Source organism: Sphingomonas sp. S2-65, from assembly GCF_021513175.1.
Taxonomy (GTDB): Bacteria; Pseudomonadota; Alphaproteobacteria; order Sphingomonadales; family Sphingomonadaceae; genus Sphingomonas.
Genome location: NZ_CP090953.1, coordinates 1,681,050 through 1,703,576, shown reverse-complemented (window position 1 = coordinate 1,703,576; position 22,527 = coordinate 1,681,050). Strand labels below are relative to the sequence as shown.

Below are 22,527 nucleotides of genomic sequence, written 5' to 3'. Positions count from 1 at the left end.
GGCCGGCCTCACTTTCGCCACCGCCTGCGGTGGCTTGTACCGAGTTCACGACCCGTCATGACCAAGGCCGCCCACCGCATCGACCCTCGCGACCACGTCGCCACGGCCCTGCGCGCGCTGTCGGCCGGCGAATGCGTGTCGGTGGAAGGCGCCGAAATCGTCCTTCGCGACGACATCCCCCACGGCCACAAACTGGCGGTCGCGGCAGTGTCGGCAGGCGACCCGGTCCTGAAGTTCGGCTTCCCGATCGGCGTCGCTACGCAGGCCATCGCTCAAGGCGACCACGTCCACACCCACAATGTCGCCACTGCGCTGGGTGCCCACGGCAACTACACGTACAACCAATCTCCCTCTCCCCTTCAGGGGAGAGGGCCGGGGAGAGGGGAACTCTCCCCAAGCGATCCGGCTAAAGAAGAATCCCCCTCTCCCCAACCCTCTCCCCGCGAGCGGAGAGAGGGAGAAGAAGGTCTCACCTTCAACGGCTATCTCCGCGAAGACGGCCGCGCCGCCACTCGCAACGAGATCTGGGTCCTCCCCAGCGTCGGCTGCGTCGGCCGCACCGCGCACAAGATCGCTGCCGCCGCCCACGCGAAGCATGCCGGCAAGGTCGACGGCGTCTATGCCTTCACCCACCCGTTCGGCTGCTCGCAGCTCGGCGACGACCTCCACGCCACCCGCGACATGATCGCCGCGCTCGCCAGCCATCCCAATGCCGGCGGTGTGCTGCTGGTCGGGCTGGGCTGCGAGAACAACCAGCTCGACGGCCTGCTCGCGGCCATCCCGCCCGAGCGCCACGCGCGCATCCGCCACGTCGCCGCGCAGTTCGCGGACGACGAGATCGCCGCCGGCCTCGCCGCGATCGACGAACTCGTCGCGATCGCCGCCCAGGCGCGGCGCGAGCCGCTGCCGCTCTCGAAGCTGGTGGTAGGCGTCAAATGCGGCGGCTCGGACGGCTTCAGCGGCCTCACCGCCAACCCGCTGGTCGGCCGCATCGCCGACGCGGTCACGGAAGCCGGCGGCACCGCCGTGCTCACCGAGATCCCCGAGATCTTCGGCGCCGAGCAGATGCTGATGGACCGCGCCGCCGACGAAGCCGTGTTCACCGGCATCGTCGGGCTGGTGAACGGCTTCAAGGCCTATTTCACTGCGCATGGCGAGCCGGTCTCGGAGAACCCGTCCCCCGGCAACATCGCCGGCGGCATCACCACGCTCGAGGAAAAGTCGCTCGGCGCGGTGCAGAAGGGCGGCCACGCCACCGTCACCGACGTGCTCCATTATGGCGAGCGCCTGCGCCGCACCGGCCTGACCCTGCTCGAAGCCCCCGGCAACGACGCGGTGTCCTCGACCGCGCTGTCGGCCGCCGGCGCCACCGTGATCCTGTTCACCACCGGCCGCGGCACGCCGCTCGGCTTCCCGGTGCCAACCGTGAAGATCGCCTCCAACACGGCGCTCGCCGCGCGCAAGCCCGGCTGGATCGACTTCGACGCCGGCGCCGTGCTCGACCAGGGGCTCGACGCCACCACCGACGCGCTGCTCGCCCGCATCGCGCAGATCGCCTCGGGAACGCCGACCGCCGCCGAACGCAATGAAGAGCGCGAGATCGCGCTGTGGAAACGGGGCGTGACCCTGTGACCACGCCAAGGAACCATGAAGGGAACCAGACTGCATGACTGCCCAAGCTGCCGCGGATGGGATCGCCAAGGCATTCGTGGATGCGCGCCAGACCGGCGGCGCCCTGCCTGACTATCCCGGCGCGCTGCCGGAAACGCTCGACCAGGCGTACGGCATCCAGGAGCGCGCCATCGCCTTGTTCGGCGGCCGCGTCGCCGGGTGGAAGGTCGGCAAGATCCCGTCGCCGCTCGACGAGGCGCACGGCGCCAACCGTCTCGCCGGCCCGATCTTCGCAGACAGCGTTGTCGAGGCGGCAGGCCCGGGCGACGTGCCCATTATGCCGATCTTCGCCACCGGGTTCGGCGCGGCGGAGGCCGAGTTCCTGTTGCGCCTCGGCGACCTGCCCGAGAGTTTCGACCGCGCCTGGACCAACGAGGCCGCCGCCGCGCATGTCGACGTGATCCATGTCGGCATCGAAGTCGCCAGCTCGCCCTTTCCCGGGATCAACGATCACGGCCCGGCGGTCACCGTGTCCGACTTCGGCAACAATAACGGCCTGGTGATCGGGCCCGCGGTCCCGCGCGACGCTGACGTCCACGACTGGCCGATCACGCTCACCATCGATGGCGAGGTCGCCGGCACCGGCACGGCGCGCGGGATGCTCGACGGTCCGTTCGGCGCCGTACGCTTCCTGTTCGAGCTTGCCGCGCAACGGGGCTTGCCACTGGCCAAGGGACAGTGGATCTCAACGGGTGCCGTCACCGGCGTCCATCAGGTCGCAGTCGGTGCCGCGGTGGAGGCTCGGTTCGGCACCGACTACCAGGTACGCTGCAGCATCACCGGCAAAGCCGGGTCTGAAGCAAGATAGAAGGTTTGGAGAGGACATGGCGGGACCCGGAAATACGATCGTCGCGGATGCGGCCCAGCGGATAGGGCGCTATCGCTGGGTGATCGTCGCGCTGTTGTTCGCCGCGACGGCGATCAACTATATCGATCGGCAGATGATCGGGCTGCTGAAGCCCACGATGATGGACGACCCCGCATTGGGGCTCGACGAGCGCAGCTATGCCGACATCGTCGTGTGGTTCCAGGTCGCCTATGCGATCGGCTATCTCGGCTTCGGCAAGGTGGTCGACGCGATCGGCGCACGGCTGGGCTATGCCGCCGCCGTGGTCATCTGGACGATCGCCCACATGGCGCATGGCGGCGCGTACAGCGTCACGCAGTTCGCGCTCGCCCGCTTCTCGCTGGGCATCGGCGAATCCGGCAACTTCCCCGCCGGCGTGAAATCGGTGACCACCTGGTTCCCGCAAAAGGAACGCGCCTTCGCGGTCGGCATCTTCAACGCCGGCGCCAATGTCGGCGCGATCGCCGCGCCGCTCCTCTGCTTCGCGCTGGTCCCGGCGATCGGCTGGCGGATGACCTTCATCGTCACCGGCGTGTTCGGCGCGGCCTGGCTGGTCGCCTGGCTGGTCTTCTACCGCGACAATCCCGCCACCCATCACAAGGTAGGCTCGGCCGAGCTCGCCCACATCACCCAGGACCCCGCCGATCCCGAGGTCCGCACTCCCGGCCTCTGGCTGCGCCTCCTCGCCCAGCGTGAGACCTGGGCCTTCGCGCTCGGCAAGTTCTTCATCGATCCGATCTGGTGGTTCTACCTGTTCTGGCTGCCCGGCTATCTCGGCGCGCAATATGGCCTCGACCTCAAGACCTGGTCGACCCCCACCGCCGCGCTGGCGCTGGGCGGCATCTACCTGATCTCGGACGTGGGCAGCGTCGCCGGCGGCTGGCTCTCGGGCCGGCTGATGAAATCGGGCATGAGCGTCAACAAGGCGCGCAAGCTGACCATGCTGATCTGCGCCTTCTGCGTGCTGCCGGTGGTGTTCGCCACTTCGGTGCCCAACCTCTGGGCCAGCGTGCTGATCATCGGCATCGCTGCCGCCGCGCACCAGGGCTTCTCGGCCAATCTCTATACGCTGCCGTCGGACACCTTCCCGCGCTTCGCAGTGGGGGCGGTGATCGGCATCGGCGGGACGATGGGCGCCATCGGCGGCGCGCTGTTCTCCAAATATTCGGGCGACATTCTCGATCGGGTGGGCAGCTATGCGCCGATGTTCATCGCGGCGGGCGGCGCGTATTTCCTCGCCATCCTGTCGGTACACCTGCTCTCGCCACGGCTGGCGCGGGTCGAGCGGTTCCGCCGCTCCACGCCCTGGGCGGTGATCGTCGCTGTCCTCGCCGGTCTGGTCGGCGCGCTGATCTTCCTGGTCTCGGGCAAGAACACCGCGGGCTGCATCCCGGTGTGGATGGGGCCGACCACCCCGTGTTTCCAACCGCCCAGCTATTACGCGATGCTCGGCGTCTGTGCGGCGGTGGCCATTCTCGCCATCATTGTGAACACCCTCACGCGCGAACCCGCCGAGGCGTAAGGAACATCCATGTCCAAGCCCTTGACGCTAGATCCGGACCGTCTCTTCCCCGCCGAGGATCGCACGCGCGGCATCGCGCGCACGCTCTACGCGCAGGTGGCGGACCTGCCGATCATCAGCCCGCACGGGCACACTGATCCGCGCTGGTTCGCCACAAATGCCAATTGGTCGAACGCGACCGAGCTGCTGCTCGCGCCCGACCATTATATCTATCGCATGCTCTATTCGCAGGGGATCGCGCTCGACGATCTCCGCGTGCCCAGCAAGGCTGGCGTGCCGGCGACCGATCCGCGTGCGGCGTGGCGCATTTTCGCCGAGCATTATTACCTGTTCCGCGGCACGCCGTCGCGCATGTGGCTCGACCATGTCTTTGCCGAGGTGTTCGGCTTCGACATCGCGCTCGAAGGCGCCACGGCCGATCTCTATTATGACCGCATCAACGAAGCGCTGGCGACCGACGCCTATCGCCCGCGCGCGCTGTTCGACCGCTTCCGCCTCGATTTCCTCGCGACGACGGAGGGGCCGCAGGACGACCTCTCCCACCACCACGCGATCCAGGCGAGCGGCTGGCCGGGCAGGGTGGTCACCACCTACCGCCCCGATGCGGTGATCGACGTCGAGCATGAGCAGTTCGTCGGCGCGATGCGCACCTTCGCCGAACTGACCGGCGAGGACGTATATGGCTGGGACGGGTATCTCGCCGCCCACCGCAAGCGCCGCGCCGACTTTCGCGCCGCCGGCGCCACCGCCACCGATCACGGCCACCCCACCGCGCGCACCGCCAACCTGTCGCACGGCGAGGCCGAGGCCTTGTTCCGCAAGGTCACCGGCGGCGACTGGACCCCGGCCGATGCCGAGCTGTTCCGCGCCCAGATGCTGACCGAGATGGCGGCGATGAGCGTCGAGGACGGCATGGTCATGCAGATCCACCCGGGCTCCTTCCGCAACCACAATCAAGGCCTGTTCCACAGCCATGGCCGCGACAAGGGCGCCGACATCCCGATGCGCACCGACTATGTCGCCGCGCTCAAGCCCTTGCTCGACCGCTTCGGCACTTCGACCGAGCTGTCGATCATTCTCTTCACGCTGGACGAGAGCACCTATGCCCGCGAACTCGCGCCGCTGGCCGGGCATTATCCGTGCCTCAAGCTCGGCCCGGCCTGGTGGTTTCACGATTCACCTGAGGGAATGCGCCGTTTTCGCGAGAATACGACCGAAACCGCGGGTTTTTACAACACCGTCGGCTTCAACGACGACACCCGCGCCTTCCTCTCCATTCCTGCGCGCCACGACGTCGCCCGCCGGGTTGACGCCGCTTTCCTTGCCCGCCTGGTCGCCGAAGGGCGCCTGCTGGACTGGGAAGCCGCTGAATTGATTGAAGAACTTACCAGCGGCCTGGTCCGAAGGGCCTACCGCCTCTGACCCCCTCTTTCGCGTCAACCAGATAGTCATTTCAGGAGCCCCCATGTTCGACCGCACCTACTACGCCACCCACCCCGACATGATGGAATGCGTCTCCAACGAAGAGCTGCGCGACCGCTACCTCATCACCGACCTGTTCCGTGAAGGCGAATGCGTCCTCAACTACACCCATGCCGACCGCTTCGTGATCGGCGGCGTCCAGGTCGTCTCGGGAACCGTCAAGCTCCCCGACCAGACCGAGCCGCCCTCCGCCGCCGGCCACCCCTTCCTCGAGCGCCGCGAGCTCGCGATCGTCAATGTCGGCAAGGTCGACGGCACCGTGACGGTGGACGGCGAAAGCTTCACGCTCGGCAACAAGGACTGCCTCTACGTCACGATGGGCGCCAAGGACGTCCAGTTCTCCGGCGACGGCGCCAAATTCTACCTCGCCTCCTGCCCCGCGCATAAGGCGTTCCAGACCCGCAAACTCTCGATCGCCGACGCCAATGCGCTCGAGCGCGGCAGCCTCGAGGAATCGAACGAGCGCACGATCTTCCAGCTCGTCATCCCCGGCGTCTGCGACAGCGCCCAGCTCGTCATGGGCCTGACCGTGCTCAAGCCGGGCTCGGTGTGGAACACCATGCCCCCGCACATCCACGAGCGCCGCAGCGAGATCTATTTCTACTTCGAGCTCGACGATCTCGACAAGGATCGCGTCATGCACTTCATGGGTGAGGGCGACGCCACCCGCCACATCGTCATGCAGAACGACGAAGCGGTGATCTCGCCGCCCTGGTCGATCCATATGGGCTCGGGCACCAAATCCTATGCCTTCATCTGGGCGATGGCCGGCGAGAACCAGGACTATACCGACATGAACGTGCTGGATATCTGCCAGCTGGCGTAAGCCTTCTAGCTCCCCTCCCGCTTTGCGGGAGGGGCTGGGGGAGGGGAGTGCCGCAGGCGATCCCTTCCTGGAAATTCAGGCCCTCCCCCGACCCCTCCCGTGAAGCGAGAGGGGAGCGCAGGCGGCGAGGGCGGGGAGCGAGAAACAGAATGAACCCCTTCGATCTCACCGGCCGCGTCGCGGTCGTCACCGGCGCCAACACCGGCATCGGCCAAGGCGTCGCCCTCGCGCTCGCAGCCGCCGGCGCCGACATCGCCGCAGTCGGCCGCACCCCCGCGCGGGAGACCGTCGAAAAGGTCCGCGCGCTCGGCCGCCGCGCCGAGATCGTCTCGGCCGATCTGTCCAGCATCGAGCCTGTGGGCCGCGTTGTGGACGAAGCTGTGGATAAGCTCGGCGGGCTCGACATCCTGGTCAACAATGCCGGCATCATCCGCCGGGGCGACAGCCTCGATTTCACCGAAGAGGATTGGGATGCGGTGGTCGATACCAATCTCAAGTCGGTGTTCTTCCTCTGCCAGGCAGCGGGCCGCCACATGGTCGCGCAGGGTCGCGGCAAGATCATCAACATCGCCTCGATGCTCACCTTCCAGGGCGGCATCCGCGTGCCGAGCTACACGGCGTCGAAGTCGGGCATTGGCGGGCTGACTAAGCTGCTCGCCAACGAGTGGGCGGCGAAAGGCATCAACGTCAACGCGATCGCGCCGGGCTATATCGCCACCAACAACACCGCCGCGCTCCAGGCAGACGAGACCCGCAATCGCCAGATCATGGAGCGCATCCCGGCAGGCCGCTGGGGCAGCCCCGATGACATGGGCGGCGCCGCGGTCTTCCTCGCTTCCTCCGCGTCGGACTATATCCAGGGCCACATCCTCGCCGTCGACGGCGGCTGGCTCGCACGATGACCGATACCCGCCCGATCGCCTTTTTCGGGGAAGTGATGCTTCGCATCTCCCCGCCCGGCCGTGAGCTGCTGCTCCAGACCAACCAGTTCCAGGTCCATGTCGGCGGGGCCGAAGCCAATGTGGCGACCGGCCTCGCATCATTGGGCCACGCCACCCGCATGATCACTGCGGTCGCCGACAACCCGATGGGCGCGGCGATCACGCGTGAATTGCGGGGACGCGGCGTGGATACCTCCGGGATCGTCTCGGAAGCGGGCCGCGTCGGGCTCTACTTCCTGCAACCTGGCGCGGGCCTGCGCGCGTCGGAAGTGATCTACGACCGGTCGCATTCGGTATTCGCCGACCGGTCGCCGACCGCGTGGGATTGGGATACGGCGCTTGCCGGCTGTCAGCGGCTCCATCTTTCCGGTATCACGCCGGCGATCGGGCCGAACACGGCCGCCGCGGCGGTCGCGGCGGCAGAGGCTGCGGGCGCACGGGGTATCCCGGTCTCGTTCGACGGCAATTATCGTGCTCGGCTGTGGGAGGCATGGGACAGCGATCCCCGCTCGATCCTGACTCAGCTGATCGGCCATGCCGACATCCTGTTCGGCAACCACCGCGACGTGTCGCTGCTGCTCGGCAAGACCTTTTCCGGCGACGGATCGGACCGTCGGCGCGAAGCGGCGGAGGCGGCTTTCGCGGCTTTCCCCAAGCTCCAGCTCATCGCGTCGACAGCCCGGCATCTCGACGACGCCGACAGCCACCGCGTCTCCGCGCGCGTCGATACGCGTCGGGGCGGGTTCCAGACGCCTGAGGTGCTGATCTCCGGCATCGTCGACCGGCTTGGCGCCGGCGACGCTTTCGCTGCCGGCGTGCTGCACGGGCTTTTGGAGAGCGGCGATCCCGAACAGGCGGCGCATTCCGGGCTGGCGCTCACCGCGCTCAAGCATTCGCTGCCCGGCGATGCGAGCCTCTTCACCCGCGCCGATCTCGCCGCCTTCGAAAGTGGCGGCATGGACGTGCGGCGGTGACCGACCGGCGGACGATGCTCGCGTCCGGGCTGGCGGCGGCAGCGCTGCCCGGGCGAGCTTGGTCCGCTACCGCTCCTTTGGTGCGCGCACCGGCGGGCACGTTCGAGGGCGACCGGGTCGGCGGCGTCCAGCGCTTCCTCGGGATCCAGTACGGCCATGCCCCGCGATTTCAGGCGCCCGTGCCGATCGCCACACCTGGGGTTATCCGTCCTGCGCACGCCTTCGGCCCGGTCTGCCCGCAGCGCGGGCCCTATCGTCCGCAGGCCGAGGAGTGCCTGTTCCTCAACATTTGGACCCCCGATGCCAACTTAACCGCACGCCGCCCGGTGATGGTGTACATTCATGGCGGTGCTTATTCGAACGGAAGCGTCACCGACCCCCTCAACGACGGTGCCGTCCTCGCAGCGACCGAGGACGTGGTGGTGGTGACAATAAACCACCGTCTCAATGCCTTGGGCTATCTCTACCTCGCCCGTCTCGATCCCCGCTTCCCCGACAGCGGCAATGCCGGCCAGCTCGATCTGGTCCTCGCATTACACTGGCTCCGCGGCAACATCGCCAACTTCGGCGGCAACCCAAAAAAAATAATGCCATTCGGCCAATCCGGAGGCGGCGGAAAAATCGCGACGCTGATGGGCATGCCCGCCGCGAAAGGTCTGTTCCACGCCGCAGCAACGATGAGCGGCCAGCAGGTTACCGCGTCCGGACCGATCAACGCCACGCGCCGCGCCCAGGCCTATCTTGCAGGCCTGAGCGTGAAGGAGAGCGATCTCTCGCCCTTGTTGACCTTGCCTGTCGAGCGGTTGGTGGAGGGTCTGCAGACTCCCGACCCGATCATGAGCGGCGCGCTCTACTTCGGTCCAGTACTCGACATGCAATGGCTGCACCGCCATCCGTTCTGGCCCGATCCTAACCCCCAGTCCAACACGATTCCTATGATCCTCGGAAACACCCGGGACGAGACCAAGGCGTTCATTCCGCCGAATTCGGAGAAGGTGCGCGGGCTCGGCTGGGACAATCTGGCACAGCGGATCGCCCCGGAGATCAAGATAGATTTGCTGCCCGAGTGGATCGCCGCGCAATATCGAGCACACTTCCCCGACGACACTCCGACCGACATCTTCTACCGCGCGACGACGGCGGGCCGCAGCTGGCCGGGCCAGGTGATCGAAGCGGATGCCCGCGCCAATGCCGGAGCGCAGGCGACCTGGGTCTATCAGCTCGACTTCCAGTCGCCCGTCCAGCCGGAACGGGGGGCACCGCATACTGCCGACATTCCGTTGGTGTTCGGCACGCTGGGTGCTCAGGGTTCGATCAGCGGCACCGGCGCCGCGTCGCACAAGGTCAGCCGCCAGATGATGGCTGCCTTTGCCAATCTTGCACGCAGCGGCAATCCGAATGGCAGGGGCGTTCCAACCTGGTCGCGCTATGGGGTGCCGGAACGTGCTACGATGGTGTTCGACATCCACAGCCGCACCATCGACGATCCACGCAAATGGGAGCGGGAACTGTTCGCCCGAGCTCCGTATATCCAGCCAGGCAGCTAACACGGCCTGGAGCCGAGTTCTAAGCAAGCGGTTGTCCCCGGGACAAATTGCCTTGGCGGCGATCACCGATTAGCGTGCTGCCATGAACAGCCAGGGCAAGCCCACCATCAACGATGTCGCGCGGCTTGCCGGCGTTTCGAAAAAGACCGTCAGCCGCGTGATCAACCGATCGCCGTTGTTGAACGGAGCGACCCGCGCAAAGGTAGAGCAGGTTATCGCGGAGATCGGCTATGTGCCGAACGTCCAGGCCAGAGGCTTGGCATTGCGACACAACTTCCTGATTGGCCTGATCCACGACAATCCCAATGCTCAGATGGTGATGAACGTGCAGGCCGGCATGCTGGAGGCGATGCGCGATACTGAATTCGAGCTGATCGTGCGCCCGATCGATCGCGGATCTTCGACCATGCTCCAGGATATCCGCGCCTTTCTGGAACGGCAGCGGCTTTACGGGGTCATGTTCCTGCCGCCGGTTTCCGAAAACGAGATGGTGGCCGATCTCTGCCGCGAACTCGGAATCCGCTATGTCCGCATGGGATCCGCAACGCTCGACACGGCCGAGCACATGGTGGCATCCAACGATGCCGAGGTCGTTCGCGACGCGGTCGCTCACTTGGTGTCGCTCGGGCACCGCCGCATCGGGCTGATCGCGGGGCCACATGGGTTCCGCTCGGCACGCGAGCGACGCAAGGGCTTCGAGGAGGCACTGGTCGCGGCAGGCATCAAGCTGCCCCGTAGCCTGATCGCCGATGGCAACTACACGTTCGAAACAGGCCTTGCTGCAGCCGATCGTCTGCTCGACCTGTCGCCCCGCCCGACCGCCATTTTCGCGTCCAATGACGAGATGGCGGCAGCGACGCTTCATGCTGCCCGCAGGCGGGGGATGAACGTGCCCGAAGACCTGTCGATCATCGGCTTCGATGATACTGCGATCGCGAGCCACATCTGGCCGCCGATGACGACGGTACATTGGCCGATCATTTCGATGGCACGATCTGCGGCGTTGAAATTGTTGACGGATTTCTTCGGCGACGATCAGGCAGTCGAAGAGCCGTCGCTGTTTCCATCGACCCTGATCCATCGGGCGTCGGTGTCGCCACCCCGCGAAGGCTGACGCCGGACGGCCATCGTCGTTGCAGCCTTGTCGCAAGACAGGATAGCAACCAAAGTTGGAATGACACCGGTTGACATTGGTGCTCCGAATCGGAAAGATCAGCGTCAACAGGTGCGTAGTGATGCCTGCACTCAGCGGCCGATAGAGCCGCGGGTGGTTTAGGAGGTGGCTTGAAAGCGGGGCGTGGTCGTGCCTGCGTGGCCTGTTGGCCGCACCCATTTCCATTCCGCCAAGTGCAGCGTCCCGTGCCGAAAACCATCGGCTGGGAGGATCCATGTTTCACGAATTCAAAGGGCGGCGGCACGGCGGCATCGCCAGCTGCATGACCACGCACACCCTGCGGACGACGACGGCCTCCGGGGTGCTGAGCATGGCGATGGTGATGGCAGCCCCTGCCAGCGCGCAGGAAGTTGTGGCGCTCCTACAAACGGCAAGCGCGGCGCAGAGCAGCGGCCCAGCGGCCACGACCTCGCAAGATGCGCCGAGCCCGACGCAGAACGAATCGCAGGGCGAGATCGAAAGCGGCCCCGCGGCGGGCGACGAGATCGTCGTCACCGGCTTCCGCGCCTCATTGCAGGATGCGCTGAACGTTAAGCGGCGGTCGAACCAGATCGTCGATGCGATCACTGCCGAAGACATTGCCGACTTCCCCGACGCGAATTTGGCCGAATCGATTCAGCGCCTGCCAGGCGTCTCGATCGACCGCGACAATGGCGAGGGACGCTCGATCACCGTTCGCGGCCTTGGCGGCGACTTCCAGATGGTGCGCCTGAACGGCGCGGATGCCCAGAACGTCGCGGGCGGGAGCTCGTCCGATGCCGGTGCCAACCGCTCGCGCGGGTTCGACTTCAACACCTTCGCCTCCGAGCTTTTCGGCGGGATCAAGATCACCAAGTCGACTGCCGCGGAAAATGACGAAGGATCGCTGGGTGCGATCATCGATCTCACCACGGGTCGGCCGCTGGCGTACAAGACCAATCGCTTCGCGCTCGGTGCCGAAGCCGAATATCGTGAGAACGGCAAGAGCTGGAACCCGCGCTTCACGGGCTTGGCGTCGGTCCACGTCACTGACAATTTCGGTCTGTTGGTGTCGGGAGCCTATCAGAAGCAGGAGCAGCAGATTGACCGCTACAATCGCTCGATCGGCTCGTTCGAGTACACTTATCGGAATTCGCTGATCAACGGCGTTACGCCGAACACCTATGGCTTCGCACGGCCCGGCGGGACTGGCCCGACCTTCGGCTCGGATCCGGCGGCATATTCGCTGATCACGCCGACCACGATCATCCCGGCATTGGCGTCGGTCGGCCGCCAGTTCCTCTCTTATGAACGCGTCGGCGCTACGGCCACAGCCCAGTGGAAGCCGAGCGACCATACTGAGATCACGCTGGACGGCGTCTTTTCACGCTATGATCAGGGCAGCGAGACGACGGGCATCACCACGATCGGCCTCAACCGCAACGGCACCAATGTGCGGGCCCAGCAGACCGGAACCGCCGGCCTGCGCGCGCCAGGCACGACCAATGGCAATGCCGATCGCGTCGCACTGTATGGAAATTGCGTTCCCAGCGCCGCGATCGACTGCGACGGAACTGCCAGCGGCAACGTGGTGCTGCCCGGCTTCCTCAACTCGATGAACCCGAACAATCTCAATCCGTTCGATTATTATAATAATCCGCGATCGCCGGGCTATGTCGCCACGGCGAACCAGACGGGCTTCTACAACGAGCTGATCGGCCGCCCGAACACCAAGATCCGCGCCGCTAACGTGAACGGCGCGAACCAGGCCGATTATCTGGTACTCGACGATGTCGACTGGCGCAGCTCGACCGACGCGCAATACGGACGCACCGACTTCAAGCAAGTGACCCTGAACGTTCATCAGGACATTGCCGACGGCTTCTTCTACGACGCGACGCTCGGCTGGTCGAAATCCGAGTTCCGCGCCACAGGGCTGCTCGCGGAGTTCAACGCGATTGACCGCGATGGCTATACCTTCGACGATCGCGGCGGCGGCGAGATGCCGATCTTCAGCCCGGGCTTCGACGTGGCGAACCCGGGGAGCTGGTCGCTGGTCAAGGGCTTGTCGACCATCCGCTACTTCAACAACCAGGTGGACAATGAATTCCGCGTGGCCCGGATGAACTTCACGTTCGAAGCGCTGCCCGAAATGTCGATCAAGTTCGGTGGCACCTTCAAGCGCTTCAAATATGAGGCCGATCAGGGGCGGCGAAGCCAGGATATCGAGGCGATCAATCCGACGCTGCAGGAGGCTGGGCTGCAGATCACCGATCTCGGCCAGACCGTCGGCTTCGGCCAGGGGCTTCAGGTGTCGGAGGGTACGCCGACATCTTATTACGCGCCGGACCTCAACAAGTTCGTCAACCAGTTCGGCATCGACTGCAACTGCGTCAACAAATGGGGCGATTTCCGTGCCGTGGCGGACGGGCGCCAGCGCAACTCGGTTCAGGAGCGGGATGCGTCGGGCTATTTCCAGGTCGACTATAATGTCCGGCTGCTGGGGCGGCCGCTGCGCGGTAATGTCGGCATGCGCGTCGCGAACACCCAGGTGACGGGCCAGGGCAATGTCGGCGGAACCGACGGCGTGGCCGGGTTCCCGGTCACGGCACGCAATGAATATTGGGATTGGCTGCCGTCGATGAACGCGAATTGGGAAGTCGCCGACGACTTCCTGATCCGCTTCGCCGCTGCAGAGGTCATCTCGCGTCCACAGCTCGCCAGCCTGACGCCGGGCACCACATCCTTCGCAACCGGGCTCAACGCCGCGGGCGCGGCTCCGGCGGTGACGGTAGGCAATCCCTATCTGAACCCGTTCCGGGCGACCAACCTCGACCTGAGCTTCGAAAAGTATTTCCGGAACAACGGTCTGGTCGCAGTCACGCTGTTCAAGAAGGACATCGCATCCTTCCCGCAGCAGATTGCACTTGAGGCGCCTTTGTCTTCGGTGTTCGAGCCGGCGGTCTACGCGCAGGTCCTCAGCACGATCACCAGCCCGACGCTGCTGGCCTATACGCAGCGTGGTGGCACCTGGGCGGTGCGGCAGTTCCAGGATGCGCCGGGCGGCGACATCAAGGGCGTCGAAGTCAATGTGCAGACCGATTTCTGGTTCTTGCCGGCGCCGTTCGACAAGATGGGCATCACCGCCAACTACACGCATATCGAGTCGAGCCTCAACTATCTCACGGGCTCGGCGCTCGGAACGCGCCAGACGGGTGCCAACGGGACCGCGCTGAACACCTTCGCGGAGGGGCCGTTCCTCAACACCTCGCCGGACTCGTTCAACGCGACGCTCTATTACGAGAACAGCCTGTGGTCGGCGCGCGTGTCGGGCGCGTATCGCACGCGCTATGTGAACCGCTTCCCGCTCTCCAGCGGGACCTGCTCGGTGGGGATCGACACCAATGCAGGGGCGGCGTGCAACTCGCCGGTGATCAGCGACTTCGGCTACAATGAGAACCAGCTCAACGTCGACGTGGCCTTGGCGTTCAACGTCACCAAGTTTGCCAAGCTGACGATCGAAGGCCGCAACCTGACCAACGAGACTCAGTATCGCACGATGTATGCCGACAGTCCGGTGACGCAGACTTATGCCAGCACTGGCCGCATCATCACCGGCGGGCTTCGCCTGATCTTCTGAGAAACTTGCGGGCGGCGGCAGCCGTCGCCGCCCGCGCTACCTGATCGAGAATGGCCGATGCTGACGCTTGCCTTGCTTGCCCTTGCCGGACCGACCCAGCTTGCCTTTCCAGCTGCGGAGGGCGCTGGGCGCTTCTCTCAAGGCGGACGTGGCGGACAGGTGATCTACGTCACGAATTTGGAGGATAGCGGGCCGGGAAGCCTGCGCGCCGCGGTCGAGGCGAAGGGGCCGCGCACCATCCTGTTTCGCGTCTCGGGCACGATCAAGTTGGCGAAGCCGCTGCGTATCCGTGAAGGGCGCGTGACGATTGCGGGCCAATCGGCACCCGGCGACGGCATCACCCTTCGCGATCACACCCTGGAGATCGATGCCGACGACGTCGTGATCCGCTATCTTCGCTCGCGGCTGGGCGACGAGTCCAAGAGCGAGGCCGATGCGATCTGGATCCAGGGCGGCCGCCGCATCATCCTCGACCATGTCTCGGCGAGCTGGTCGGTCGACGAGACGCTGTCGGCATCCGCCAACTACACCAAGCCCGATCAGGGTTTCTACGACCTTACCGTGCAATGGTCGGTGATCGCCGATTCACTCACCCATTCGCTCCACGCCAAGGGCGAGCATGGCTATGGCAGTCTGATCCGGGGCGGGCGGGGCGCCCGCGTCAGCTTCCACCACAATCTATGGGCCAACCATGCTGCGCGGATGCCGCGGCCCGGCAATTACAGCGGACCCGATGTCGATCCTGAGGGTGCGTTCTTCGACTTCCGTTCGAACGTCTTCTACAATTGGGGCGGCAGCCGGTCGGGCTACAATGCCGACAAGGCGACGCTGGCCCGCTACAATTTCGTCGACAACAGCTACATCGCCGGACCGCAATCGAAGAAGAATATGGCGTTCGAGGAATCGAACGTGCTGGCCAAGGCCTATTTCGCGGGCAACAGCATGAACGGCACGGTCCCCTCCGATCCATGGAGCCTGGTGACCGGCGTGCAGCCCGAGGGCTATCGGCTTAGTGCGCCGATCGACGTGGCACCCGTGCGGCCCGAAGCGGCTGCTGCATCCTATGCCAAGGTGCTGAGCGGCGCGGGGGCATCTAGGCCGCGCGACAGCGTCGACCTGGCAATCGTTCGCGGCGTGCGGGACCGCACCGGAAGGCAGATCGACAGCCAGCGCGAGGTGGGGGGCTGGCCGGTGCTCAAGAGCAGCGCGGCACCGCGAGACAATGACGGCGACGGCATTCCCGATGCGTGGGAGCGCCGGCATGGGTTGAACCCTGGCAACGCCAGCGATGGCGCTGCGGACCGGAACGGCGACGGCTATACCAATCTTGAGGAATGGCTCGCGGAGCTGGCGGGAGAAAAGCTGTGATGCGACTGGGCCTCACCCTGCTGGCACTGGCGGCACTGCCGAATAATGCTGCCGCCCAAGCTACGCTCAAGCCCGCGGCGCGGACCTGCATCGTCACCGACTATGGCGTCAAGGGCACGCGGGTGTTCCTGGATACGCAGGCGTTTCAACGCGCCATCGACGATTGCGCGGCCAAGGGCGGCGGGCGAGTCGAAGTGCCGCGCGGCGAATATCTGATCGGACCCATCTTCCTGAAATCGAACATCGACCTGCATCTCGCCGCCAATTCCGAGCTGGTCGGGATCACCGACGAGGCATCGTACAAGGTCACGGCGGCTACCAGGGCCTATGTCACCAATGTCGACTGGATCGCGCTGATCAACATTGCCGATGCCGAGAATGTCGCGATCACGGGCAAGGGGCGGATCGACGGACAGGGCTCGGCATGGTGGGATCGCTGGCGGGCGCAGGCACGCCAGAACCGCAAGGGGGGCGGCACCAATCGGCCGCGGCTGGTGCATGCCGTGCGCAGCCGCAATCTCGTGTTCGAAGGCGTGGGCCTCTACAATTCGCCGAGCTTCCACCTGGTGCTGAAGGACAGCGAGGACATCGCAGTGCGCGGCATGGCCTTCGTGGCGATGGCGCATTCGCCGAACACCGACGCAATCGATCCGATCGACGTGCGCAACGTGCTGATCGAAGAGAATTGGTTCGACACCGGCGACGACGTGGTGGCGATCAAATCGCTCAAGGCCAACCCGGCGCGGCCCGACGCGGCAGTGGAGAACATCGTGATCCGCGGTAATCGCGGCAAGGCCGGGCGCGGCATCTGCATCGGCAGCGAGACGGTGGGCGGCGTCCGCAACGTGCTGATCGAGGACAATGAACTGGACGGCGCGATGTATGGCATCCGGATCAAGACGCCGCGGGGGCGTGGCGGGGTGGTGCAGGATATCGTGTTCCGCAACAACCGCATGACCGATGTCGAGACGCCGATCGTCTTCTCCAGCTATTACGAGGGCGCGGGCTATGACGAGGAAGCCGTCGCCGCGACGCTCAAGGCCAAGGGCGGATTCGTTCTCGGCCACCAGATCTATCGGCCGACAGCGATCCGGCGCAGCCCTATAAGCGAAACAGCACGCCGTGGATCCGCAACGTCACCGTGGACGGACTGACTGCCACCGGCGCCGAGCGGGCGGGCATCGTCGTCGGCCTGCCCGAACGGGGGATCGAGGCCGTGACCTTCAAGAATGTCCGCATCCAATCGAAGCGCGGCATGCTGTTCCGCCATGCCGAAGTGGATGCGCGCGGCCTGGAAGTGACCGCGTCCGAGGGCGCGGCGGTGACCAGCGAGCGAGGAGCGAAGCTGCGCCGTTGATCGACTGTCACGACCGGGCGGATTGCGCCTAGCGGGCTTCGCGCTATCACCAATCCCAACAAGAGGGGATTGTGGATGGCCAGCCTGTTTCGTTTGAAGCCGATCGTCGCGGATCATGAGCGGCCGCCCGAACATCGGCTCCAGCGCACCTTGTCGTGGCCGCATCTCGTCGCACTGGGCGTCGGCGCGATCGTCGGCACGGGCATCCTGACGCTGATCGGCGTCGGCGCGGACCGCGCGGGGCCGGCGGTGATCCTGTCCTTCGCGATCGCCGGGGCGATCTGCGCCTGCGCGGCGCTGGCTTATGCCGAGATGGCGACGATGATCCCGGCATCGGGCAGCGCCTATACCTATAGCTATTCGGTGCTCGGCGAAGTCGTCGCCTGGGTGGTGGGGTGGAGCCTGCTGGCCGAATATACGCTGGTGGTGGCGACCGTGGCAGTGGGCTGGTCGGGCTATACCACCGGCTTCCTGCACGGGCTGGGCATCCATTTGCCGGCGGCACTGACGCACGGACCGGTGATGCTGAACGGCGCGATCGCCGAGTGGGGCGTGAACGTCCCCGCGCTGGCGATCGTCGCCATCGTCGCAGGGCTGCTGATCGTCGGCACCCGGGAGAGCGCGACGCTCAACGCGATCCTGGTGGTGGTGAAGCTGATCGCGCTCGCGATCTTCGTGGCGGTGGCGCTGCCCTATTTCGACGCGGCCAATCTGGAGCCGTTCGCCCCCTTCGGCTTTTCCAAGCATTTGAGCGGCGACGGCGTCGAGCGCGGGGTGATGGCGGCGGCGGCGATCATCTTCTTCGCTTTCTATGGCTTCGACGCGATCTCGACCGCGGCGGAGGAAGCCAAGAACCCGAGCCGCGATCTCGCCATCGGCATTGTCGGATCGATGCTCGTCTGCGTCGTCATCTACATGGTCGTGGCGGTCACCGCGGTCGGCGCGCTGAGCTATACGCGCTTCGCCGACAGCCCCGAGCCGCTGGCGCTGATACTGCGCCAGATCGGCCAGCCCTTCACTGCGACCGTGCTCGCCGCCTCGGCCGTGATCGCGCTGCCGACGGTGATCCTGGCCTTCCTTTATGGTCAGAGCCGCATCTTCTTCGTGATGGCCCGCGACCGCATGCTGCCCGAGAGCCTGGCGCGGGTGTCGCGGCGGGGGACGCCGGTGCGGATCACGATCTTCACCGCCTGCGTGGTGACCTTTTTCGCGGCCTTCTTCCCGATCGACGAGATCGCGGCACTGGCCAATGCCGGTACGCTGACGGCCTTTGCGGCGGTGGGGCTTTGCATGCTGGTGATGCGGCGGCGGGCACCGAACGCAGTGCGGCCGTTCCGCGCGCCGGCAGCGTGGCTGGTCGGCCTCGGCGCGATCTTCGGCTGCCTGTATCTGTTCGTCAGCCTGCCGGGCCAAACCCAGCTGCTGTTCGGGATCTGGAACGTGATCGGGCTGGGCGTCTATTTCGCCTATTCGCGCCGCAACGTGGACAAGGCGGCAGCGTGAGCGGCTGGACGATCGGGATCATCGGCGGCTCGGGCCTGTACGATGTCGAGGGTATCGAGGATGGCGAATGGGTCGAGGTGGCGAGCCCCTGGGGCGCGCCGTCCGACGCGCTGTTTCGCGGCCGGATAGGCCCTGTTCGCGTCGTCTTCCTGCCGCGGCACGGCCGGGGGCACCGGATCAGCCCGTCCGAACTGAACGCACGCGCCAATATCGACGCGCTGAAGCGAGTCGGCGTGACCGATGTGCTCGCCATCTCCTCGGTCGGGAGCCTGGCCGAGGATCGGCCGCCGGGCAGCTTCACGATCGTCGACCAGTTCATCGACCGGACCAAAGGGCGGCCCTCGAGCTTTTTCGGGAGCGGTATGGTCGCGCACGTATCGATGGCCGATCCGGTGTGTCCGCGGCTTTCGGGACTCGCGGCCGGCGCGGCGCGCGCTGCCGGTGCGCAGGTGCATGAGGGCGGGACATATCTGGCGATGGAGGGGCCGCAATTCTCCACGCGCGCCGAGAGCAACCTGTATCGCAGGTGGGGCTGCGACCTGATCGGCATGACGGCGATGCCCGAGGCCAAGCTCGCGCGCGAGGCCGAGCTGCCTTATGCGCTGGTGGGCATGGTCACCGATTATGACTGCTGGCGCGAGGACGAGGCGGCGGTCGACGTGGCGCAGGTGATCGCGCAGCTTTCGGCAAACGCAGCCAAGGCGCGCGGGCTGGTGAGGCATCTGCTGCGCGGGCTTCCGGAAGTGCGGCCCGAGTCGCCGATCGATACGTGCCTGGATACGGCGCTGATTACGGCGCCCAAAGCGCGCGACCCGGCGCTGCTGGCGAAGCTGGATGCCGTTGCCGGGCGGGTTCTCCGCTAGCGGCAATATTGGTTCGCAGGGCTTCCGAGGCCCTGGTGAAGTTGAGAAAGTTGCGGTCTGGCGAGGGTATCGCCGCACTGAAAACAAAGGCAATTCGATTCCGCCAACCAACCTCTTGGTTGGTTGACGGTTTCGACGTGAAAATCGGCCTTGGGGCGTGGTGCCCCTATGGCTTCCGACGCAGTGAACCATAAGGCATCGCGGGCCTCGTCCCGGCTTGGGCGAGCCGCGGCTGGCGGGGGTCTTCGACGGTGAGAAAGAGCGCTTCCAAAGCGAAGCACTGCAAATCCTACATTGCAAGCCGGCGGCTTTCCGGGGATGTCGCCTGCACGTGAGATGAGAGGAAGCAAGACGTGAAGAAGACGTGGCTGGTGGTGATCGGTGCCCTGGGGCTGGGCGCGGCAGGGTTTGCAGTGGCGCAGACCGGGCAGGATCGTTCGCAGGATGCGGCGTGGCACAATCGCCAGTCGCTGGCACTGGCGCAGCTCAAGGCGAGCGACGGCTGGCAGCCGCTGCAGGGCGGGCTGCGCTGGCGGCGGATCAAGGGGACCGGCACCGGCGCGCACCCGACCGTCGAGGACACGGTGACGCTCCATTATGCCGGCACGCTGATCGACGGCACCGAATTCGACAGCTCCTATGCCCGCGGCGAGCCGGCGACCTTCCCGTTGGGAGCGCTGATCCCGGCCTGGCAGCTGGCCGTGCCGATGATGGGCGTGGGCGACACGATCGAAATCGCCTCGCCTTCGGACCTGGCTTATGGGCCCGAGGGCAAGGGCCCCATCCCGGGCGGGTCCACGCTGCTGTTCAAGATCGAATTGCTGGGGATCGAGGGGAAGTAAGCGGCCGCTGGGGCAGGCGCCGCGGATTTGCGGCACTGCCCCTCTCCCCGGCCCTCTCCCCGGAGGGGAGAGGGAGAAGTGGGCGGCTGCGTGCGGTGAATCCGCGGCACTGCCCCTCTTCCCGGCCCTCTCCCCGGAGGGGAGAGGGTAAGTGGTTGGCTGTCTGCCGCTGTCCGGCATCGTAACCCGTAGAACTCAGCCGCCGCCGGGGGCCTTCGAGCCGCGGGGCTTTTCCTCGGGCGGGCCGAGATCGCGGGGGGCGCTGCGGTTCCAATCGATTCGGTAGAGGTCGAAACGTCGGTCTGCCAGGTTGCGGACCGTGCCTTCCGCGCGCGCCCAGGTCAGGTCGGCGAGGTTGACGTCTGCGATCGTCAGCGTCTCGATATTCTCGCTGGCTTCCGCGGCGATGCCGTCGCGGGCGAAGGGGAAGTCGCAGGGCGTGAGGATGCAGGACTGCGCATATTGGATGTCCATATTGTCGACGCCGGGAAGGTTGCCGACATTTCCGGAGAGCACGACGAAGCACTGGTTCTCGATCGCGCGCGCCTGGGCGCAATAGCGCACCCGCATATACCCCTGGCGATTGTCGGTGCAGAACGGCACGAAGATGATGCGTGCCCCCTCGTCGACCAGCCGGCGCGCAAGCTCGGGGAACTCGCTGTCGTAGCAGATGAGGACGCCGATTGGGCCGATGTCGGTCTGGATCACGTCCACCGAACTGCCGCCCTTGATCTTCCACCAATAGGCTTCGTTGGGCGTCGGGTGGATCTTTTCCTGCGCGTGGACCGATCCGTCGCGCAGGCAGACATAAGCGACATTCTGGATGCTGCCGTCTTCGGTCCGCGTCGGGTGCGATCCGCCGATGATGTTGATGTTGTAGCGCAGCGCCATGCGGGAGAGTTCCTGGACGATCGGCTCGCGATGCTCGGTCATCCGGTCGATCGCCTCCATCGGCGACAGGTCCTCCTTCTCGAACGACAGAAGCGACATGGTGAAGAGCTCGGGAAACACCACGAAGTCCGAGCGGTAGTCGGCGGCGACGTCGACGAAATATTCTACGTTCTGGACGAACTCGGCGAAATCCTTCACGGCGCGGGCCTGAAGCTGCACCGTGGCCAGGCGGACGCTTTCGACGTCCCGGGGCACGCGGAAAGCAACGGGCTCGTTCGGGTCGACATACGGATTGCGCCAGACCATGTGCGCGGCGAAGCCCTCCGAAGCCTTGTCCGACGGCAGGTATCGCGGGAGCACGCCGATCGGCTTGAAGCCGTTGCCGAGTTGGAAGCTGATGACCTGGTCCCGGAACTCGCCGGCAGCGACGCGGGCCAGATAGTCATCCGGGCCGTCCACCTTGGCCTTGACCTTGGCGTAGCCGGGCATGCGTCCGCCAAAGACGATCCCGCGTAGTTCCAGCCGCTCGGCCAGCACGCGGCGTGCCTCATACAAGCGCTTGCCGATGCGCATGCCGCGCTGCCGCTGGTCGACGGCCATTTCGATGCCGTACAACCAGTCTCCGGTGGCATCGTGGCGACTTCCGAAGCCGTTGCCGGTAATCGTCGCCCAATCATGGGACGACAGCGCGATCGCCTCGTCGATGCGCGACGACGCGCAATATCCGACGATCTCGCCTGCAAGGACCGCGACGAACTGGCCTTCGGGAAAGTTGTTGATCTGGCCGCTGACCTGACCGGCGCTGTAATTGCCGAATCCGGGATAGGCCTGGCCGATCAGCGTCAGGATCCCCGGAACGTCGTCGGGGACAGCCGTTCGAACCTCGAGGGTCGCAGGGCTCTTCTTGAACATCTTGATGCTCCACATGGGGTGCGAGGCGAGCCGAGGTGCGGGGACGCTGCAGCTGCGGCCTCCTTACCATCTGAATCCACACAACAAAGCCGTTAAAAGCCGGGAGTGCCGATCTTTGCGCCGGAGCGGACGGACGGTTAGCGGGCTATCCGGCCGCCGCAGCGGCAATGCAAAAAGGCCGCGGTGGAGGTCCACCGCGGCCTTTTTCG

16 protein-coding genes and 1 pseudogene are annotated in these 22,527 nt (G+C 65.8%); 16 read left to right on the top strand and 1 reads right to left on the bottom strand.

The genetic code is table 11. The features are described 5' to 3' along the window. Positions 1-57: 57 nt before the first annotated feature. The 16 genes and pseudogenes from LZ586_RS08050 (at position 58) to LZ586_RS07975 (ending at position 20,515) form a co-directional block, all read left to right on the top strand. Positions 58-1,632: a UxaA family hydrolase gene (locus tag LZ586_RS08050; RefSeq protein ID WP_235079368.1), complete on the top strand. Its 1,575-nt coding sequence runs from the start codon at positions 58-60 to the stop codon at positions 1,630-1,632. A gap of 34 nt (positions 1,633-1,666) precedes the next feature. After that, on the top strand, positions 1,667-2,479 hold the full coding sequence (locus LZ586_RS08045; RefSeq protein ID WP_235079367.1) for a 2-keto-4-pentenoate hydratase: 813 nt from the start codon (positions 1,667-1,669) through the stop codon (positions 2,477-2,479). 16 nt (positions 2,480-2,495) lie between these two features. Then, a pseudogene (locus LZ586_RS08040) lies at positions 2,496-3,803 on the top strand (MFS transporter); the annotation flags it as partial. A gap of 246 nt (positions 3,804-4,049) precedes the next feature. Continuing rightward, on the top strand, positions 4,050-5,462 hold the full coding sequence (uxaC, locus tag LZ586_RS08035; RefSeq protein ID WP_235079366.1) for a glucuronate isomerase: 1,413 nt from the start codon (positions 4,050-4,052) through the stop codon (positions 5,460-5,462). Positions 5,463-5,505: 43 nt separating this feature from the next. Continuing rightward, entirely contained in the window at positions 5,506-6,348 is an 843-nt protein-coding gene (kduI, locus tag LZ586_RS08030) for a 5-dehydro-4-deoxy-D-glucuronate isomerase (RefSeq protein ID WP_235079364.1), read from the top strand. Between the two features lie 149 nt (positions 6,349-6,497). Then, on the top strand, positions 6,498-7,250 hold the full coding sequence (gene kduD, locus LZ586_RS08025) for a 2-dehydro-3-deoxy-D-gluconate 5-dehydrogenase KduD (protein ID WP_235079363.1): 753 nt from the start codon (positions 6,498-6,500) through the stop codon (positions 7,248-7,250). Then, complete coding sequence (locus LZ586_RS08020; RefSeq protein ID WP_235079361.1) at positions 7,247-8,263, top strand: sugar kinase; 1,017 nt, start codon at positions 7,247-7,249, stop codon at positions 8,261-8,263. The genes kduD and LZ586_RS08020 overlap by 4 nt, the downstream gene beginning before the upstream one ends. Positions 8,264-8,277: 14 nt before the next feature. After that, complete coding sequence (locus tag LZ586_RS08015; protein WP_235079758.1) at positions 8,278-9,810, top strand: carboxylesterase/lipase family protein; 1,533 nt, start codon at positions 8,278-8,280, stop codon at positions 9,808-9,810. 82 nt (positions 9,811-9,892) lie between these two features. After that, positions 9,893-10,924: a LacI family DNA-binding transcriptional regulator gene (locus tag LZ586_RS08010; RefSeq protein ID WP_235079359.1), complete on the top strand. Its 1,032-nt coding sequence runs from the start codon at positions 9,893-9,895 to the stop codon at positions 10,922-10,924. 274 nt (positions 10,925-11,198) lie between these two features. Then, positions 11,199-14,582: a TonB-dependent receptor domain-containing protein gene (locus tag LZ586_RS08005; protein WP_235079358.1), complete on the top strand. Its 3,384-nt coding sequence runs from the start codon at positions 11,199-11,201 to the stop codon at positions 14,580-14,582. Between the two features lie 57 nt (positions 14,583-14,639). Further along, positions 14,640-15,950: a polysaccharide lyase family 1 protein gene (locus tag LZ586_RS08000; protein WP_235079356.1), complete on the top strand. Its 1,311-nt coding sequence runs from the start codon at positions 14,640-14,642 to the stop codon at positions 15,948-15,950. Further along, a complete protein-coding gene (locus LZ586_RS07995) occupies positions 15,950-17,104 on the top strand; it encodes a glycoside hydrolase family 28 protein (protein ID WP_235079757.1) in 1,155 nt (384 codons plus the stop codon). The genes LZ586_RS08000 and LZ586_RS07995 overlap by 1 nt, the downstream gene beginning before the upstream one ends. Further along, positions 17,092-17,307, top strand: a complete 216-nt coding sequence (locus tag LZ586_RS07990) for a hypothetical protein (protein ID WP_235079354.1) — start codon at positions 17,092-17,094, stop codon at positions 17,305-17,307. The genes LZ586_RS07995 and LZ586_RS07990 overlap by 13 nt, the downstream gene beginning before the upstream one ends. A gap of 75 nt (positions 17,308-17,382) precedes the next feature. Then, a complete protein-coding gene (locus tag LZ586_RS07985) occupies positions 17,383-18,810 on the top strand; it encodes an amino acid permease (protein WP_235079352.1) in 1,428 nt (475 codons plus the stop codon). Further along, entirely contained in the window at positions 18,807-19,673 is an 867-nt protein-coding gene (locus tag LZ586_RS07980; protein ID WP_235079350.1) for an S-methyl-5'-thioadenosine phosphorylase, read from the top strand. Before LZ586_RS07985 ends, LZ586_RS07980 begins: the two co-directional genes overlap by 4 nt. 353 nt (positions 19,674-20,026) lie before the next feature. Further along, on the top strand, positions 20,027-20,515 hold the full coding sequence (locus tag LZ586_RS07975; RefSeq protein WP_235079349.1) for an FKBP-type peptidyl-prolyl cis-trans isomerase: 489 nt from the start codon (positions 20,027-20,029) through the stop codon (positions 20,513-20,515). 195 nt (positions 20,516-20,710) lie between these two features. On the opposite strand, the gene LZ586_RS07970 is transcribed toward LZ586_RS07975, so the two are convergent. Continuing rightward, positions 20,711-22,318 (bottom strand): bifunctional GNAT family N-acetyltransferase/carbon-nitrogen hydrolase family protein, encoded by a 1,608-nt coding sequence (locus LZ586_RS07970; protein ID WP_235079347.1) that lies wholly within the window; start codon positions 22,316-22,318, stop codon positions 20,711-20,713. Between the last annotated feature and the right edge of the window lie 209 nt (positions 22,319-22,527).